Annotated in this window: 11 protein-coding genes and 1 tRNA gene; 3 read left to right on the forward strand and 9 right to left on the reverse strand. The window is 34.1% G+C overall.

The window, feature by feature from the left end:
* The first annotated feature begins 431 nt into the window (after window positions 1–431).
* Entirely contained in the window at window positions 432–3524 is a 3093-nt protein-coding gene (locus RT99_RS02195) for a DUF6493 family protein (RefSeq protein ID WP_042563091.1), read from the forward strand.
* Window positions 3525–3529: 5 nt separating this feature from the next.
* Window positions 3530–4858, forward strand: coding sequence for an SWIM zinc finger family protein (locus RT99_RS02200; protein ID WP_042563092.1), 1329 nt, complete (start codon window positions 3530–3532; stop codon window positions 4856–4858).
* Between the two features lie 128 nt (window positions 4859–4986).
* Here the strand turns inward: RT99_RS02200 and RT99_RS25235 are convergent, their stop codons facing one another.
* From RT99_RS25235 to RT99_RS25240, 7 genes are all read right to left on the reverse strand, one after another.
* On the reverse strand, window positions 4987–5133 hold the full coding sequence (locus RT99_RS25235; protein ID WP_165587173.1) for a hypothetical protein: 147 nt from the start codon (window positions 5131–5133) through the stop codon (window positions 4987–4989).
* A gap of 241 nt (window positions 5134–5374) precedes the next feature.
* Window positions 5375–7435: an AAA family ATPase gene (locus RT99_RS02205; RefSeq protein WP_042563093.1), complete on the reverse strand. Its 2061-nt coding sequence runs from the start codon at window positions 7433–7435 to the stop codon at window positions 5375–5377.
* Window positions 7428–8384, reverse strand: coding sequence for a hypothetical protein (locus RT99_RS02210; protein WP_042563094.1), 957 nt, complete (start codon window positions 8382–8384; stop codon window positions 7428–7430). The genes RT99_RS02205 and RT99_RS02210 overlap by 8 nt, the downstream gene beginning before the upstream one ends.
* A 211-nt stretch (window positions 8385–8595) precedes the next feature.
* Entirely contained in the window at window positions 8596–9396 is an 801-nt protein-coding gene (locus RT99_RS02215) for a TatD family hydrolase (protein ID WP_042563095.1), read from the reverse strand.
* Between the two features lie 234 nt (window positions 9397–9630).
* Entirely contained in the window at window positions 9631–11052 is a 1422-nt protein-coding gene (locus RT99_RS02220) for an RtcB family protein (protein WP_042563096.1), read from the reverse strand.
* A 395-nt stretch (window positions 11053–11447) separates the two neighbouring features.
* Entirely contained in the window at window positions 11448–13688 is a 2241-nt protein-coding gene (locus RT99_RS02225) for a prokaryotic RING finger family 4 (RefSeq protein ID WP_042563097.1), read from the reverse strand.
* A gap of 245 nt (window positions 13689–13933) precedes the next feature.
* Window positions 13934–14050: transfer RNA gene (locus RT99_RS25240), tRNA-OTHER, on the reverse strand.
* Window positions 14051–14556: 506 nt separating this feature from the next.
* Here RT99_RS25240 and RT99_RS02230 point away from each other — a divergent pair.
* A complete protein-coding gene (locus RT99_RS02230) occupies window positions 14557–15171 on the forward strand; it encodes a hypothetical protein (protein ID WP_042563098.1) in 615 nt (204 codons plus the stop codon).
* Between the two features lie 75 nt (window positions 15172–15246).
* Here the strand turns inward: RT99_RS02230 and RT99_RS02235 are convergent, their stop codons facing one another.
* Window positions 15247–16251 carry a type IX secretion system membrane protein PorP/SprF gene (locus tag RT99_RS02235; protein ID WP_042563099.1) on the reverse strand — a complete coding sequence of 335 codons (1005 nt, stop codon included), beginning with the start codon at window positions 16249–16251 and terminating at the stop codon, window positions 15247–15249.
* A 15-nt stretch (window positions 16252–16266) separates the two neighbouring features.
* Window positions 16267–20667: a T9SS C-terminal target domain-containing protein gene (locus tag RT99_RS02240; RefSeq protein ID WP_042563100.1), complete on the reverse strand. Its 4401-nt coding sequence runs from the start codon at window positions 20665–20667 to the stop codon at window positions 16267–16269.
* Window positions 20668–20680 lie beyond the last annotated feature (13 nt).

Consider the following 20680-nt stretch of genomic DNA (forward strand, 5'->3'; position numbering starts at 1 on the left):
ATTTTTTATCATTTTTATGCCATACTGAGCGATCAATATTTCTCAAACTGAGAGATGCCAAAGGCATCTAAAACAAAAAAAGCGCCCCGATAAGGACGCTTTTATATATTTATGTTGAGTTTGTAACTACAATTTACACTTCAATTCATTAAAATACATACTACATCCTGAGCATTTAGCTGGAGGAAATCCCGCTAAACGATCGCTACATTGTCTTACTGACAGATTGATATGTATGTTTTTCATTTTCATTTCGGGGCAAATGTAAGCGTTTTATTAATATAATTTAACAATTCTATAGTATTAGTCCTGAAATATTTATCGGATTGTTTAAAAATTTTAACCTAAATTTTCCCTGAAAAGCCCGACAAAACCTTAATAATTTTATATTTTTGAGAATATACGCACTCTCATTCAGCCCATAAACAAATATGAAAAAATACCTCAAATACATCGATGGAAATTCCGATAAGTTTTGGCAAATTGAAGTTACAGGATTAGAATATACGGTGACTTACGGCAAAAACGGAACTTCGGGAACTTCTCAAACCAAATCATTTTCTACAGACGAAGAATGTCTGAAATCAGCAGAAAAAATACTTGCCGAAAAAGTAAAAAAAGGATATTCAGAAACCGGTGATGTTGCTGTGGATTCAAAACCAAAAACAGCTAAAAGCAATAAGTCTGATGAAGTTATTGAAGAATATGACACTATCATAAAATCTAAAAATATTGATTTGCTTTTGCCTTTTCTAAAAGAAAAATTAAAAGGAAATATTGAGGCTTTAAAAAAACAGATTAAGAAAAGTAAGCGTTACTTTATGACATATACTGATCTTACAAAAGATCCGGGTTATGTAAAAAAAGACAAACACGATTATGGCTGGGGAACCCGCGGCGATAAAAAACAAAGTGATATTATTACCCTTAGTGCCATTGCATTATTCGATAAAACCGAAATCAATTCCTGGGATGAAGCTTTGAGTTTATTGAATGAAATAGACGAAAGGCCTACTGTTCTGGATGTTTTATTGTGGGCAAAACCCAATTGGCTAGATACCTTTATTTTAGACAAAGTAAAAAGACAAGACTGGGTTGGATTTAATTATCATATTCTGCGCAAATTAGAAGAGCAGGATTTATTGCAATATAATGCCGAATTATACGCTTTGACTCTTGCGGCAACTAATGAGTGGCGCGCCAAGATGAAAACCCGGAAATTTGTAAATAATTCGTTAAACGACCAACTAACTTATCAAAGGGATATTCCGGAATTGTTTAACTATGAAACGATTCTGCACAATAGTTTCTTTAGAGATAATGATGCTCAAAAACATGATGAATTTCAGACCTGGACCGTTATTTATCAATCTTTATTAGAAGAAAAAAAGATGGATCGCGCGTTTTTTATCGAAAATGCCATACTGATTCAAACCAAAGAATGGAACAATAACCTGAAATCTTTTTTTAGAAAAAGAATCGAAGAATTTAATGTTACAGCCGATGAACTTATCATTCATCAGGAAAATATATTCTCTTATTTACACAATCCGTATCCACCAATAACAAGTTACGGAATTGAATTGATCAAGAAAATGTACGATCATCCAAAATTCAAAACTAAATCATTCCTGGAATGGCTGGAACCTTTAATGATGCGCAGCGATTGCAAAGCGGCCATTAAAAACGTTCTGCCAATATTAGAAAAAATAACCAAATCAAACCCGAAACTAAGCCCGGCAATCGCATCCATTATTGCTGATGTTTATGTCATTGCAGATTTGGCTTTGCAGGAACGCACTACCAAAATTATCACCAAAATTGCCAACGTAAAAGATAAGGTTCTTAAAGAGAAATTGTCTTCGTACGTAACAATGATGCAGGGAAATATAAAATCAGGATTAACGCAATTTTTAGATGAAGATAGTCTGGTTGTCGATCATTCTGCTTTAGAAGAATATGTATTTGAACCTCAAAAAGAGTTATTGCTTACAGACGAAGTTCAGTTGCCAAAGGATTGGAATGATGTTGTTTTTCAGTTTGGAAATTTCATAAATTCTGATGAAACTGTAGATGCAGAAATTCTTTTGAATATTTATATCTCACAACGGGATTTGTTTCCGGCAGATTATGCAGCGCAATTGCAGCCCTATGAAAAACAATTGCAGAAACATTATTTTGAAGCAGTTCATAAAAATTTTGTGAAGGCTTTTTTGCAATCTAAAATCGCCAACATCGATAACAAATTCAATAGTAAAGTCAATCATTATTCAAAGATTAATACCACTTTGTTGATGCAGCCTTTACTCGAAAAAGTTCAGCAAAAAATAGATTCAAATTCTACTTTGCCCCTGCTCTCTTTACCGAGTCATAAACCGTATTGGGTTGCTCCAAAAGTTTTGTTAGAAAGGGTTATTGCGTATCAAAACACCAATGAAGAAATTGATTCTGTCGATCTTGCTATTGCAATCGCGCGTATGCCGAGAGAAAATGTCGAAGATGCCATTCCGTTATTGGATAAAATTGAAGGTGAACTCAAATCCCTATTATCGTTTTGTCTGGGCGTAAACGCTAAAATCGAATTAGACGAGACTTCTATGTTCTCGAAACTATTGGCAACAATGGGAAAAACGACCAAAGAAACCGGAAAATTATCGCTTTGGGCAGTTGCGGCAAGAACTTTTTATCCTAACGATACTTTTGCTGAATTTGAAAATACGTATCTGAAAGACATTCCGTTTGTGGTGTCTCCTTTTAAACCAAATGTTCAGTTTAAAGAAAAATGGAACGAATGGACAAATTATCAAACCAAAGAAAAAGAGCGAACGCCATCGTGGTACGAACTAAAATTTGATTTGCCTAATTATTCTAAAATTCCAAATTATTTGCTGTACAGCCTTGATGCTTATCAGCGGTCAAACGATTGGGATTATTTACTAAGTTATGCAGGAAACACCTATTTCTGGCATAGTCTTACACCCCAAAATTCAGATGCACTGGCATTGACTTTATTGCAAAATTGCGTAACCGGCGATGGAGCAAAACCAGAATTAAAAGGATTTCTTGAGATTATAAACCGCCCGGAATTTCGATTCTCGGATATTAGTCTGCTATTGTTTGCATGTACTTTCTTTCAGGAGAAAAAAGATTTACGCTTACTGGCATCCGAAGTTTTGATTCAGCTAATCGAAAAACAAGCTATTGATGTTGAACTTTTTGCTCAGAAAATAGCGTATCTCACAACAGAAAAATATGGTGTTTTTTTAAGATTGGTCGACGGATTAATTGCCCTGAAAGATGTTTCGCCTTTGCATAACAATGCCTTATTGAAATTGTTTAATTCGTTCTTTTCAACTCTTGATTTAAAGGAAAAATTGCCAACGAACTTCAAGAAAATCATCGAAAACTATCTTGATATTTTAACCAAAACCAATCAGAAACCATCTGCGGAAGCCATTGTTTTCTTCGAAAAATGGAAAGATAATGCATCGCTTAAATCATTGATTAAGCAAATTTTAAAATAAAGAAAATGACAGATCTAGAATATAATTATAAAGGAATTTCGACTTACAGTAAAACCAAAGGCATTAATAATCTGGTTTTGGCACATCAAACCGAAATCGAAGAAGTCAATAACATTCCGTGTTTTTTCTGGGGAAGTTTAACCGATCCTTATGTTACCGCAAAATGCTGGACTACGATTGCCAAAGTGGTTCGTTCCAGTTTTGGCCCCATTCCGCCAAGTCTTCGTGATCCTATTGTTTCGGCAGGATCTGAGCGTTTACGTTTCGAAGGGTTTTCGTCCTGCAACGGCGTTTATGTACGACTGGATATGAAACCCGAAGCGATCGATGGTGAATTTATTGCTAACGGAACAACGAATGTCGATTTTAATGATCCGATGCTGAATGCTTTAAATGCAATTCAGAAAAACGAAAAAGTAACACTTGCCGTTGGTCAGCAGGATGTTCAGGTTATTACGAGCAAAGCAAAAGTGACCGAGAAAAAAGTAACCTTACCGATGCGCTGGATAAAAGGTTTAACGAGCGTTCAGTTGTATCTGGCAGATATGGATATTAAGTTTGAATTGAATAAAATTCAGACGATTCAGTTGTTTCAAAGTTTACCAAAAGGGTCTGTAAAAGGCGATTTTTTCATAACCAAAAGAGCCGGAAAATTTATGTTTTCGACTTTGGCAACAGCCGATAGTGTTAGAATTGGAGGCGTTCAAAGGTTGCGCTTGTTAGAAGGAATTCTGGCTATTGTAGATAAAATTTTCATCTACGAATCGTCAGACAAACAAACATGTGCGATAGTCGCCGAATTTGGAAAAATGCAGCTTTTAATGGCTTTTTCTCCTGATTTGTACCGAGGATTTTCGGGCGAAGGAAATGTACTGGAAACCATGACCGAAAACTTACCCATAGAATGGGTTTACGGATTGAACAGTTTATTAAAATCAAACGAAACTTTTGACCCAACGATGCTTTCTATCGAAAATGACATTGATTTTGGCACGATGGATAACTTGACATCTAATTTATCCTCAATGGGATTATTGGGTTATGATTTAAGCGAAAAAGCGCATTTCTACCGTCGTCTCCCTTTTAAAACCGAACGCATTTTATCACTAAACCCAAGACTTAAAAATGCCAAAAAACTATTAGCTAACGAAGACATCGAAATCGTCGAGCGAAGAGCCGATTATATCGAAGCCAAAGTAAAAGGTTCCGGCGTTGTACACAAAGTAATTATCGACAATAATTCGCAAAAATGTACTTGCGACTGGTTTACGGCTTATCAGGGCAAAAGAGGAATTTGCAAGCATATTTTGGGGGTTAAGATGATGGTTTCCTGATATTAGATTTTATATTAAAGAAAATCGCCCTGATGTTGGGGCGATTTTAGACGCTGATAATACGGATTCGCTTTCGCGAAAACGCTGATTTATACGGATTTTTTTTAGATTGCTATTTTTATTTAATATTAAAGCTGTTTCTTCACTTTTGATGTACTCGCCTCTTTAAGCCGTTTTACCTGTGCTCTTGCTTGTTCTAAAGTTACAGGACCTTGCTTTGCAAGTATTTCCATGCCTAACTTAGCTCTTTCCTGAAATGATATTTTGTAATTCATTTTTCATGAAGTTTATAATGCAAATATAAAGATTGAAAATTACTATTTACTTTACTTACATAAAAAGCAAGAAAAACCATATTTATCAAAAACACTTATATTTTTATTTCATTAAATCCTCTTGATAAAGTTGTTGGGCTTTATGAGTGTTTGGTTTTGGCTGAAAGGGAAAAGGTTACCTTTTACTCTTAAGACGAAGTCAGGAGGTTTTGCTGAATTAGAATGTCAGAGCTTAGATATTTCATGGTTTTATAATCTTCCTGCGATTATTTAATTGTTTTATTTGCTCATCGATCAATGCATCGAAGTAAATATCTTCATCAGAATTAATTTCTGCCAACATTTCGGCAAGTTTTATTTTTACAATTGGTTCGTCAATTAATGATATTAAATTTTTGTGATATAATAATTCTTCAGGCTGAGATTTATATATAAAACTAATACTTTCGTTTTGTTTTTTTACTACATTTTTCCTTTGAAGTTCATCATTTAACCATTCTATAGTTTTGTTTATTTTAAATTGAGCAAATGCACCAATATAACCATCTGACATAAAAAAATTATCGGCTAACAATTCATGAATATTTGCTCCAAATGACTTTCTCTCTTTTTGTATCTGAGTCGTTTTTCCTTTTTCAATTTCTAAATACATAATATTATCTCTTGGAATGTCCGATAAAATAAATGGTGAGTGAGTAACAAAACAGATATTTATAGATTTAATGTTTTTCAACTCAATTCTTGCAATACTATCCAAAAAATACTTAATAAAAGTTTTTTGTAATTCAGGGTGAAAATACAATTCTACTTCCTCTAAAACAATATTTATATTTTTATACTTTATTTTATCGCCAGCAACAGAATCTAAATTACTTAAATGATACAATAATGAACTTACCATGTAAATTTGTTGTTTTTCACCCGAGCTTAAAGAACTAAATTTTATTATCTTATAATTTCCAATTATGGGTGTTAACAATATTTCTATTTCAAAAATTGGAGGGGGAATTAATTCTAATATTGATTGATTATCTAATCTAATTTCTTCAATTGATTTAGAAACTTCATTTAAAGTTATTTCTGTACTATTATCCGTAAAATTTAAATAATCATTTTTTAAATAATTTAATGTTTGCTTTAATTTAAAAGTAATATGACTTGTATCAAGACATAATTTATCAATAAATTGCATAAATAATGTCAAATCGAATTTAAGATGTTTTGGTAATAAATAGTCTTTATAATCATCGTATTTTTTACAAATACTTATTAATTTATAAATGATATATGATCTGGCAGTTTTATATTTTTTTTCTGAAAAAATATTTAAATCAAAATTGTGAACATTAACAATTTTACACATTAATATCTTAACTATATAATTTCTTTCCTCTGTTGTAAAAACACTTAAATCAAATATATGTGGCCTATTATTCTTATTTTTTATCTCTTTGTCCCAGTATTCGACATTATTTTTTATTGGTTTTAATTTCAAACTAAGATTAGTAGCTATCAAATTATCACCAATCTTTCTGAAATTTACATTCCCATTTTTAATGGGTCTTAATAAATTTCCTAAAATTCTCTGTTTTACTAATTCATTTTCTCTAGCGATTTCAAAATCACCGTTAGTTCTCATAGGATTAAGAACTAAAGGTGTTTGATAAGAATCATTTTTATGAAATAATTCTTTTAACCAATCAATAAATTTACTCTTATGAATAAATCCAAATTCATTACTATTATAAGCATAATGGGAATAATTTACTGCTTCAGTATAAAAAAAATCTTCTAAAGAGAAAAAATATTTATTAGATTTCTGAATTATTCTTCCTTTATTGTCAAAATTAAAAACTTCATATTTTTCATCTTCAACTACTATTTTATAAAATTTATCCGTAAAAAAATAAAATTCAACATGAATTCCCATTACTACTTTCAAATCAGCGGTTATAGTTTTATGCTTATCGTCTTTGACATATTTAAAATTATAGGCAATATTGTTTATTGCTCTAAATAGTAAATCAATTATCGAACTTTTTCCACATCCATTTTTACCAACAATTGCCGAAACATTTATCGAAATATCACCATTTTCACCTTTTATGTCAAACAAACTTTCAGGGTAACTTTCTTTATTTTTTTGAATAATAGTTTCAACTCTTTTAATTTTCTTAATTTCATAATTTTGGTAAAAATAATATAGTTTATCTTTCTCTAAAATTTTAGTAAAATCATCCGAACACTTTGGCAAAGCTTTAATAGCAATAATTTGAAAATTATTTATATTTTTTTTATCCATCTTTTTTAATTATTCCTAATTCAATTAAAATATCTCTCTTCATTTTACTTAATGGTCTTTTATCAAACATTGACTCATCTTTGTAAACTCCAAAAGCCAATCTGTAAATCTCTTCTTCTGAAATAGCAAGTCCAGTAAATTGGGTAGTAAGTTTTTGCAAATAACTTTCAGAATAAGTATCTCTAATTTTTCTTAAATCAACAATTTCATCCTCATGGGTTTGATAAATCTCTTGAAGTCTAAAAGCTTCAACTGTATTTCTTCCTTTTGAATTTTCTTTTGTTATTAACTTAAATCCATATTCATTCAGTGATTTATTATAATAACTAAATTTAATTTCTTCATTGATAACTGAATTTTTATCTAAGTATGGATGAAAATGATTTTCCAAAGTCATTAAATTAGCTCTTTTAACAGAACTATTACAGACATGACAACTTGGAATCAAATTATAAAAAGAAAGACTTAAAAGAGGGAACTCACTTCGTGGAAACCAATGATCAAATTCAGGTCTAGTAATTGTTGTTGTATCTTCTTTTATTACAGTTTTTGTATATAATCTATTACAATAGATACAGGTATTAATATTTAAACTTTTTGCCAAATCATATGGATGGTAAAACTCATAAAATGCTTCTTTTTTAACCCAATTATCATAATTAAAAAGAAGTTTTAAAGATTTGTTTTCATCCCCAGAAAAAAAATCTTTAATTTCATTTAATTCATCAGGCATTCCAATTAAAATTTTTCTTAAATTATCTTCATCATTAAGGAAATTTAAAATTTTCCCTGAAACTTTGACCTTATAAATTCTTGGAATGTCTTCGTGAGGCTTTATTTCATCAAAAATATCTCCGTTTAGCTTTTTTTTTATAACATATCTAATAAAATGATAATGTTTTATTGAAGCCTCTTTAATTTTATCATCATTTGGGTTTATATAAATCATAGCCTGTTGCTGTTGCTTTAAAGATCACTTTCATCAAAGATGCACAAAATTTCACTAATTATTTTACGGTTTTTCATAACTTTTTTAATTCTTTAAACATTTTCTTCATCAAATATATATAAACAAAAAGCCTCTAAACCCAGTACAAATACCTGAATTTAAAAGCCAACAAATAAAATCTCTATAAAAATATCTAAAAGGTTTGAAAACCTTAAATCCCAAAAAAGCTTTTAGAACTTAGAGTTGTTTCCTCCACTACTTTATCCAAAGAAACCCCTTTAAACTGCGCAACCGTCGCTGCAACAAAAGGCAGAAAAGCAGGTTCGCAACGGCGTTCGTGGTATTTTTTGAGGAGATTGTTTGGTGTATTTTTCGGAAGCATGAATGGCGCATCGGTTTCGATCATCATTCTGTCAAGCGGAACGTACTGAATCACTTCTTTTAAATGATCAAAACGTTTACTGTCGGATATTGCTCCGGTAAAACCAAGATAGAATCCGTTATCGAGATAGGTTTTGGCTTCGGGCAAAGTTCCCGTAAAACAATGCACAACGGCTTTTGGCAATCGTGGCAAATAGTCTTTTGTAATGTCCAGAAACTTTGTAAAAGCAGCTCTTTCGTGCAAAAACAAAGGTTTCTGCACTTCAATCGCCAATTCTAATTGAGCTTTGTAACACGTTTCCTGAATATTTCTGGGCGAAAAGTCACGATCAAAATCGAGTCCGCACTCGCCTACTGAAACTACGTGTTTTTGTTTTAGTAAATTTCGCAGTTTCGAAATGCTTTGCGCATCAAAACGCTGCGCATCATGCGGGTGAATTCCAGCTGTGGAATATAATATTCCGGGATATTCTTTTGCTATCCGCGATGATTCTTCGCTGTTTCTTACGCTTGTTCCGGTTAGTATCATTTGCGATACGTCGGCATCTAAAGCGTTTTGTACGACATCGTCTATGTCGTTGTGGAATTGTTTATTCGTTAAATTAATTCCGATATCTATGTATGTTTTCATTTTTTTTAAGTTACTAAGATTCTAAGAGGCTAAGGTTCTATGGTTTTAGCTCTTTTAGTCTTTATGTTTTTTGTTTTAAGAGAGAGAAAAGAGCAAAGATGAAAGAAAAAAGACTCTACAAAACTTAGTTCTAAAGTCTATTTTCTTTACTCTATTCTCTTGTTTCTTTCTTCTTGTTTCTTGCATCTATTCTCTTTACTCTATTCTCTTGCTTCTTTCTTCTTGCATCTCTTTTTAATCTTCTCTACTTCCGTCATCCGCCATTCTTACCAATTTTGGGGTGAACTTTGCTACAACATCAACCAAATCCTGTTGCGCTTCCATCACCTGATTGATATCTTTGTAGGCCATTGGGGCTTCGTCAAGACCTGCTCCGATAAGCGTAACGCCGTGATGCTGCAGAATCGATTTCATCTCGTTTTTTGTGATGTTTTTTATGGCTTGTGTTCGGCTCATTTGTCTTCCTGCTCCGTGCGAAGCCGAATTTATAGCGTTCTCCTCACCTTTTCCTCTCACCAAAAATCCCGGTGCTGTCATACTTCCCGGAATGATTCCCATCACGCCTTTTCCGGCCGGAGTTGCGCCTTTTCTATGCACGATCACTTCTTCGCCGTTCCAGATTTCTTTCCAGGCAAAATTATGGTGGTTTTCAACTTTGGCTAAAATTGTGGCACCTAAAGCGCGTTCCAATTTGTTATGGATAATTTCATGACAAGCCGAAGCGTAATCTCCCGCCAAATTCATAGCCATCCAATATTCCTGACCCAATTGTGAGTTCATATCCAAATAGGCTAAATTTTTAGCCACTTCTGGAAGTTTACAAACGTCTTTGGCGATTTTCGTATAATGTCCGGCAATTGTGGCGCCCATTCCGCGTGAACCGGAATGCGTTAACAAAGCGACATATTTTCCTTTCGGAATATTCAAAACCGCATCGTCTTTTGCAAATTCCATGATTCCGAATTCGACAAAGTGATTTCCACCTCCGGAAGAACCCAATTGCGACCACGCTTTATCTTTTAAGTTCTTCACAAACGGAGTCATATTAAAAGCATCGTTTTCTAAAACCGCGTGATCTGATTTGTATTGTCCGTGGAAACCGTGACCCGCTCCAAAAATGGAATTGGCAATTAATTCTTTTTTGAATTTGGCTTCGTTTTCAAAGTAAAAATCTTCTGCAATATCATAAACCGATAACGCCATTCTACACCCAATATCAACTCCAACACCATACGGAATAATGGCATTTTTGGTCGCTAAAACTCCGCCAATCGGCAATCCGTAACCTTGGTGCGCGTCTGGCATTAATGCTCCGGCAACCGTAACGGGCAATTGCATCGCTACTTCCATTTGCTTTCTCGCGCCGTCTTCGATATGTTCTGCTCCGTAAGAAGCATATGCATTCGGGTTTTGATTTAAAGCGATGAAATCTTCCGGTTTTTCATTTGCTTTTTCGATTAAGGCAATGGCTAATTTGCTAAAAATAGCGTCGTCTATATAATTTTCCGGTGTTTCTAAAACGTTTTTGAAATTGGCTATCATTTCATCACGTTTAAACCCGTGTCTTTTGCTGTTTATTTTTAATGCGATTCCAATTATTTTTCCTTCAGGGAATCCTAATTCTATTATATCTGTACCGTTTATTTGTGTTTTCATGTTTTTTGTATTTTGATAGTACAAAGGTTGTTTTGTTCTGCGCAGTTATTTTGCGTAGTTTTATTTTTATTAATTTTCGCGCAAAGACGCAGAGGCGCAAAGTTTTTTTGTTCACGCAGATTGAGCAGATTGAGCAGATTTTCTTTCCTTATTTTATGTCAACTCATTTTGTGTCATTTCGACAGAGGAGAAATCGCATCCAGAGAGCGACGTACTGTGTGTCTTCACTTTATGTGATCTCTCCTCTGTCGAGATGACAAACAGTAGGTTTACAGCTTCAATAAAACTTTGCGACTTCGCGACTTTGCGAGATTAAATTTACCACACTTTGCGAAAATGCACTGCAGCGCTACTCCACAAAAACCTTTGTCACTTTGTAACTCTGTACCTTCTTACTAATCAATTAATAATTGCGTAACTGCCGCAGCATTTATCGCCCATTTTGAATCATAAACCTCATCAGCGTTTTGATCTTCGGTGATTGTTAAACCTTGGGCTTCTGCTTTAAGTTCTAACAATTTACCAATATTCAATTTACTGCTTAATTTTGCCAATAATGCCTGAACTCCTTTAAAATCCAAACCTCCGACAACTTGTCCTCCGAAAGTCATTTCTAACCAAACGATTTCTCTTTTGGCTACATCCAACACTCCGAAAACCAAACCTTTGGCAACATTTTGCGTAACGCGAACCTGATGATCTACACACGACGGATCGTAGGCAACTCCGGTTTTCTCAGAGATTTTCATCGGGTATTTGCTGTTCATCCAACCCACAACCAAATTTGGTGTAATACTTCCGTTGCTGTACGCATTGCAGGTAAAAGTTACAAATTTGGCGCTGGCTTTCGCCAATTCGTCGATGTTGATGTTGATGTATTCTGCCGTTCCAATTTTATTCGGAATATGTCTGATATCACCGCTATGTTTACAACCAACAGTTTCCAATCGGCTGAAAGAACAGATATCGGCTTTATCTTCATAAGCGATATGACAGCTTAAATCCATATCTAAATGCTGTGCCTGCAAATCTTTTCCCCATTGCATAAACAATCGTACTTCGTTACCTTCAATCGGGAAACGTGTTCCCATCAAAGCAACCGGTAAATCCTGAACCGTCTCGCTTCTATCACCAATCGAAACTGGCATATTAAACAATTGCGGATCAATATAAATCGTTTTGTTTGGGTTTGCGATTGCCACAAATCGCTGCTTCATCGCTAAAAGGCACAACGCTTCAATTTGATTTTTCATCGCTTCTAATTGTGCTTCGTCGTACAAATTCAATAATGCATTTGGCGCAATACGTTTGTTTGTTCCGCCTAAAGGTTTCACGCTTCTTTGCATGTTTTTATCAAAATAATTTTGTGCATACATATTTAAAGTAAACACTAATCTGGCCGGAACTTTATCAATAATTCCTTCAAAATGTGCCACCGTTTCGTCTGCACCAAACCAAAGCATATTCGAAAATAAAGAACGCGCAAACAATCCTGGACGTTGTTTTAACAACGCAAATGTTTTATCGGCATCAAACTTCAATCTTGATGTGTTTACTTTACTTTGCCAAACGTCATAAACCTGGTTGTAAAATACATCCATTAAAAAAGCCAATTTTTCAAAGCCTTTTCTTTTGCTGTATTCTGCCAAACGCAACGCTCTGATCACACGAACCCACATTCCTCTTTTTGGGTGCATGATTTCGCATATCGTTTCAACATCCATATCAAGATTGTTCAACCAGTTTGCCACCATCAAACATTCTTTTCTTGAATATTTAAGTTTCAAATCTTTTTGAGATGCAATTTTTGCCTGCGCGCTTGTATCCAAAACATTATAAAAATGTTGGGCGTTTTTTGATGTTCTTTTGATTATTGTTTTTGGTTCGATTATCTGCAATAAACCTGTATTTTTAAACCATAAATATCTTAAAATATCTGTTGGCGATTTAAAGTACTGAGATGCATTTTCGGCTTGACCTTCTTCAATTAAAATATCGATTACCAACATTAAAGTTTCCTTCATGGCGATATCTGTTTTTGGCAAAGGCAAATATTTCAAAGCCGTTTTTAAACTTTCTACCTGCGTAGCGTCAAGAGCAGTTTTGGATTGCAATAACGATTTATAGAAATCTTGCAATTCTTTTTCTGACCATAAATCCAATACTTTTAATTTACTTCCCTGACCTAAGTTTTCGATTTTACCGAATTCAAACGGAGTTCCGCAAAACGGACAACCGTTGTATCTTTCTAAAGGAAAAGTATTATCCGGAATAATATGTCCGCATTGCAAAGTTGTGCCTCTTTTTATATTTAAAACATTCCAGAAATACGTCACAACATGATCTAAAACAGATTCTCCCGTTGGGATATTCCATTCTTTCACCAAAGGCGTCCAGTTTTTATCGGTTCCTAAAACTTCTCTTAGTACTTCTAAAACTTCCACTTTATAATTTGGTTTTACATTGTTTAAAGCGTATAACAACGATTCAGAAAATGTAAATCCAAGTTTTGAAACATTGGCCAATAAAACCGATGTTGTTCCTGATAAATTTTTGTTGTCATTCGCAATCATTTCTGATGGAATGAAAATAGCGTTTTGACGCAAACTGATTTTTAATAATTCTTTTGTTTTCATTTTTTTTAATTTTTAAAATTTAGATAATTGCGTTTCTGATTTCTACCTAAAAGATTTTGAAGTAAGAAACACTTGACCTGAAATTTGAGTGTAATGGATTAACTAACATAAATGGGCTGTCGGGTTTCCCCGAAGAAGTAAGTTAATCTTGACCCTCATTTTATTAATGATGATTTTAAAACTATGTTCGGATTCGAACCGAAATTAGCCGTGTTCTGAAGTAAGTTTTAATTGACCATTAATAGTGAAGCAGATGGGATTCGAACCCACGACCCGGACATTAAAAGTGTACGAAGTAAGTTGTGATTGACCTTTGAAGGATAATTTCAAAACTACCTGCTCTACCGCTGAGCTACTGCCTCAATTTAAATTGAATAAAAGGTAATGGTGTAAGTGTGTACATTGGAAAGTGTTTTCGAAGTAACTTAAACTTGACCTGTTTTATTCTTTTTTTTTATTTGTATGAACGTTTGTTTTTATTTCTTGAACAAAGATTTCAATATCACTACGCAATTATTTTGCGCAGTAAAAAAAGAATTTTATATTTGAGTAAAGATTATTTTATCAAAATAGCTTAAGTCGCATAGGAACAGCATATTTATAGTTTTTAGGAATTTATTGAAAAAACCCATGGGGGTGGGATTATTTTATTAATAAAAATAAAAACCTAAAATATCGCTCCGATGGAGCTTTTGTAGAATACCTAAATAAACTATAAATATTACGCTCCGATGGAGCCAAACTACTATCCCTTACAAATTGGCTATAAATATTACGCTCCGCTGGAGCTAAACTACTATACCGTATAAAATTGGCTATAAATATGAAACTCCGATAGAGCTTTTCATCAGATTTAAATAAAAACAACATGAATTTAAAAGAAATATATTCTGAATTATTGACCAATATTGGTTTCAGAGAAAGTGAAATTGAGCAAAATTGGTTAGATTTAGAAAAGGCATATTCCAATAAATCAAGACATTATCATAATCTGACTCATATAAAAGACATGATTGAATGTTTTGAAACGTATGGTAATCAATTAAAATTTCCCAACGAAGTTTTATTTTCTATTTTTTATCACGATTACGTTTATAAAAGCAGTAAAAAAGATAATGAACTGAAAAGTGCCGAATATGCCGTAAAGATTCTTCCGAAAGAAACCAATCTCAATGCAAAATTGGTTTTTGATATGATTTGCGCTACGCAGCTTCATCAACGCAATAAAATTGAAGATATTAACTGGCTAATTGATTTTGATTTGAAAATTCTCGCGCGAGACTGGAATGAATATCAAATTTATTTTGAACAGATTAGAAAGGAATATAGCATTTATCCTGATTTTCTATACAAACCCGGACGCGCAAAAGCCCTGAAACATTTTTTGGAAAATGAATTTATTTTTCAAACTAAAACCTTTAGAGATTTGTTTGAAGAAAAAGCGAGAACGAATATTGAAAAGGAGATTTTGTTATTGACTTGATATCGTAACAGTTGTTAAACCCGACAGGTTGTTAAAACCTGTCGGGTTTGCTATACGTAAAAATGTCTTTTTCTTTTATCTTTTGCCTTCGTAATTTGGGCAGCCAAAACATTTTTTAGCTAAGCTAAATTGATACGTTAGGGATAATTCATAAATACCTCCCGTTTTACCAATTTTGGTAGTGTTTAAATCGTATGATAATCCTAGTCTTAGGTTTTCATACTGCAATCCCGTAAATAAGTTTACAGAGGTTAGCAAATCGCCATTCATTCCGTTTTTTGCAGGATTTGTTACGGCTGTAGCACCAAAAAATATTTTTTCGAATAGTATCGAAGCTCCCAAATCAAATCGGTTATAACGACCTTGTTGCATGTAGTTTGATGTTACAAAAAACTTAGTTTCATACGGCAGGAATACCGCATCTATATAATCTGCAATAAGAAATTCGTAACCACCGCTTAGGGAGAAAAAAGTATTTAAAGGCAGATTTCCTTGTGAGCTAAAGGCAATGTTGGGTTTATTCAAATGTTTCATCGAAAGTCCAATCCAGATTTCATCGGTATTAAAAACCATTCCCGCAGAAACATCAAAAAAGTTGACTTTACTGTTTAATAAAATGGGGTCGTTTGAATTTGGATTTATAACGCCCGTTCCTATATTAATCTGATCTTCTAACAATAAATTCTGAAATGCAAACGATTTTATTCCGTAACCTACTTCTATAGCAGGTCTAAAGAACCAATAATCATTTAGTCGTACTTTGTACGCATAATTGGCATTGATTTCAAAAAAATTATAATTGGTTACATTTTCTCTCTGGTTTAAGACACTGACTCCAAAACCGCTGTTAATTTCATCACTCCACGTGTTTACAAATGCATAATCTGTATCTATTCTCAGATCAAGATCCGGCCATTGTTCGCGGTGAATTATACCGGCATAAGTGGTTTCCATAAAACCCGAAAATCCTGGATTAAGCGTTTCGGGAATTAAAAAATATTGTGTAAAAATTGGATCTTGCGCTCTTGCCTGCGAAAAAAAGCAACATGTTATTAGTATAAAAAATAGTTTTAATTTCATTGTAAATCTTGTTGCTTATTTAATTAATGTGAATGGTCCTTTTTCTACTACCGTATGATTGTAAAAGGTTTTTAAGGTGATTTTGTAATAGTAGTTACCGTTTTCGGCATCTAAATCTTTTATCTTTCCATTCCATCCTCTAATATTTATCCCGGATTCTGAATATACAACGGCTCCCCACGTATCAAAAACGTCAAGAGTAATGTCGGACAATCCCAAAAATACGGGCGCAAATGTATCGTTGAAACCATCATTATTAGGTGTAAACGCATTCGGCATAATAAGATTATACCCTTTTTCAACCACTATTGTTGCACTATAACTGTATTGACATCCAAAAGGATAGTTAACGGTTTGTTTTATGGTATAAGTTCCAACTCGGGTATAAATATGTTCCGGACTTTCTTCTGTTGAAAAAACACCATCTCCAAAATCCCATGAAGTACTAACGAAATCGCCTGTTGCCAGATTTGTAAATTTCACCGGATCATAAATCGAGTATAAATCGAACATTTCTTTACCATAAGAACCCGTTGAAAAATTAGCCTCACCCAAAACAGGCGTATCGACATTCAATGCATAATCTGATTTACAGCCAAAACTATCTGTAACACTAAAGATGATTAAACCGTTATTCTCGGTATTCATAATTTCGTTATTGGCTCCTGTAATAACACCATCAGACCAGCTTAAGGTGTAAGGCGGAATACCACCTTTTACGTGTCCAACGAAAGTTTGTTTTACATATTTAGTCTCGCAATTAAAATCGGTTAAAACCTCAACAGTTGGCGTAAGCTGGTCAAATCGGGTAATTGTCCAGGTATCTGATTGTTTACAGCCATTGGCATCTGTTACGGTTACGGTATATTTTCCCGGTACAAGATTCGCTAAATCCTCGGTTCTTTGTCCGTTTGACCAACTGTATGAATACGGCTGCGTACCACCGGTTACTACCAAATTGATTTGCCCAGTATCTGCCCTCTCACACTCTAACGGATTCGAAACATCTGCTCTGATCTCCAGCAATAAAGGCTCTACAATTTTGAATGTTTCTTTTATTTGACAATTCTTGGCATCGGTAATCGTTACCGAATAATCTCCGGGCCCAATATTATTTCTTTCAATTCCTGCTGTTGCATCATCATCCCAAACGAGTTTAACAGGGGCTTTTCCTCCAACTAGATTTAAACGGATGTGCCCGTCTTTTTGCCCAAAACAAGTAATTTGTTTTACGTTTGGATTAATGGTAAATACAGGCGCATTGTCAATAATTATGGTAAACACTTTAGGGCAACCCAATGAATCTGTAATGGTAATTATATACGTTCCTGCAGATAAATTATTCTGCACAAGTCCTGTACCTAAATTGCTCCATTTAATAATATAAGGATCTCCGGTTGTAAACGGAACTCCACCTGTAATACTATTAATGGTAATCGAAGCATCGGCATAATTATAACAGGCGATCTCTGTTTTGGTGTAGTTTAATTTTATTTCATCATTTTGAAGTACAACAACCTGCAAATTATCCGTACAACCAGAATTATCGGTAACGGTTAAATTATAAGTTCCTGCATACAAGTTTCTCGGATTTTGAACTGTACTTACATATCCGTTTGGACCTGTCCATCTGTATCTGTAATTGAACACACCCGGAGATATTTCGGTTACCCGACCACCAACTGTTTTTACATTAATTTCTCCCGTAGCATATCCATAACATAAAATATTAGTCTGGCTTATATAGGTTAATTCTAATAATGGCGGTTCGATAATGGTATAACTTCCTGTTAGCGTATTACAGCTATTTGCCTCTGTAATAATTACATCATATTTTCCGGGTGCTAAATTAGAAAGATTGCCGGAGTTAATTGGAAACGCAGCTCCGTCTTTTGTCCATACATATTTATAAGGCTGAGTTCCGCCGATAACATTTAGATTAATCCTTCCGTCATTTGCTCCAAAACATGTAATGTCCGTTTTAGGTTGTGATAGAATTTGAAATTGATCTGGCTCGCCAACAAAATAGCTTTTTACAAAAGGACATTTTCCGTTATCGGTAACAGTCAAGTAATAAGTACCCATTTTTAAATTCGAAATATTTTGATCTGTACTACTAAAGTTAGGACCTGTCCACGAGAATTTGTACGGATTTCCAGTAGGAAAAGGAATTCCAGCTACGGTTATTGATATTGCCCCATCACTTAACCCATAACAGGTTACGGTTTTTATAGTTTCTACCACTTTTATCAAAGGATCAACGGTAACGGTAATGGTAAAATTAGGTCCCGGACAAACCTTAGATATCGGCGATATTGTGTACGTTACGGTAGCAGGGCTATTTGTATTATTGGTTAAAAACTGACTAATTGTTGAAACAGGACTTGATTGTGCATTTGCTCCACTTACAGCACCTGGTGGCGAAACTATTGGCGTAGACCAAATATAAGTTGTTCCTGCAGGTACATTGTCTGTTCCGTTTGAAAACGGCGTAACCTGAAACGACAAACCACTACAAATTTGTATTGTTTTTGGCGTTATTACTGGCGAAAGAACAGTATTGACCGAAAAATTTCTCTCCGCTCTAGTAGTACCACAGCTATTTGTAACTTCAAAAACAGCTTTATAATCCCCACTCGTGGTGTAATTTATCGATCCCGGATTCAACGAAGTAGAGGAAGATGGAGTTCCTCCGTCAAAAGTCCATTTATAAGTAATTTCACTATTTGGGGAACAAGTTTCTTCTACCTTTCCAACAGGTTTTATGGTTGCCGAATTACAAAAATCAGAAATAGGTGCCAAAGTAATAACAGGCGGTTTTTTAACTTGTATTTCTTTTGAAATAGATCGGTCTATTCCACAAGAATTCCTTGTTGTTAACCTAACATAATAAGTGCCCGGCATTATAAAATTAAAAACAGGGTCTTTAGAATAGTAATTGGTTCCATTGGCAAAATTCCACTGGCCTCTTCCGGTTCCAGTAACTGCTTCTTTACCACAAAAACCTTCAACATAATAATAAACTTCCCAATAATAAGTTTCCGTTCCACAGCTTAAAGTGGTATTTGTCGTATTTGTAATTTGAAGATTACTCGACGCACAAGCATTACCATAAGTAAAATTAGGCTCTAGTATAGGCTCTACACATATTTGTCTTTGAAATGCACTTCCTGCTCCACAAGGCGTTGTTGCATTTAATGTAATGGTATATGTACCGGGTGTTGTATAAACATGCGTTGGGTTAACTTCTCTTGATACAGGAGTTCCGTCACCAAAATTCCAGGTGTAAACATTCGTAGTACTACATCCGTTAGTATATCCTGCGTAAGTTGTATTGTTAAAAGAGGTGTATGTATTAGCACATGCAATACTATTTACATTAAAACTTACTTGTGGAACATCTAAAATAATAATAGGTCCAGCTTCTAGAATTGTAGATGTTCCACAAATATCATTATATATAATTAATGTAACTTTATTTCCATTTGGACAGTTAGCTCTGGTAAATTTATGAGGTATAGGGAAATTTAATGAAGCTTGAGGATTTGCTGCATTATAGTAAGATGAGCTTTCTAATTGAGCTTGCGTAAATGATTGTCCCGCACCATCGCCATAATTAATCTCATATCTAGTACTTGTGGGATTTAATCCCCACGATCCTATCGCAAAATTCATTTCCGGAACCGGTATACATAAATTGGTTGTATTACCCGGAGCGATAAGAGCTCCAATTGGGTTATTGGAATTTTTAACGACATACGTAATTGAATTGCTGCAACCATTACTTCCGTTTGCGGTTATGACCATATTAAAAGAACCCAATTTTTGGAATTCATGCGTTTTTGGAAAAATAACATTGGCTTCAGAAGTTCCATCGCCCCAATCTACATTGTATGCTGATATACAACCTACTGAAGTAGAATTATTTCCAACATTGATCGTATATTTAGGATTCGAGTTATTATCTCCACATCTTTCAAAAGGTTTGCTAGATCCTGGATTATTCTGGTCTACAAATTTTAAATCGGGTTTTTGTTTTACAGAAACAGTTCTTGTTCTCGAGTTTACTTCGCCATTAGCATCTGTTACGGTAAGTGTTACATTAAAATTTTGAAAACCACAACCTAACGCTGTGTAACTATGACTCGGATTACTTTCTGTTGAGTTAGGAGTTCCATCTCCAAAATTCCATACATATTTATATGGGGCAGCACCGCCGCTTACAACAGGATTAAAGCTAACCGGAGCTCCGGAACATGCACCGTCATTGGTAAAAGTAAAATCTACATTGGGTGGTGCAACAAAGTTGATATTGTTGTTATGAATTGGTAAATTCTTATCGGTTGTATTAAAACCGAAAACCGAAGAAGTAATTAATAAAACAAAAAATAGGTGTAATAGGTAGAGTTTCCTCATAGAAAAGAATTTG

Source organism: Flavobacterium sp. MEB061 (assembly GCF_000834715.1).
GTDB classification, from domain to species: Bacteria; Bacteroidota; Bacteroidia; order Flavobacteriales; family Flavobacteriaceae; genus Flavobacterium; species Flavobacterium pectinovorum.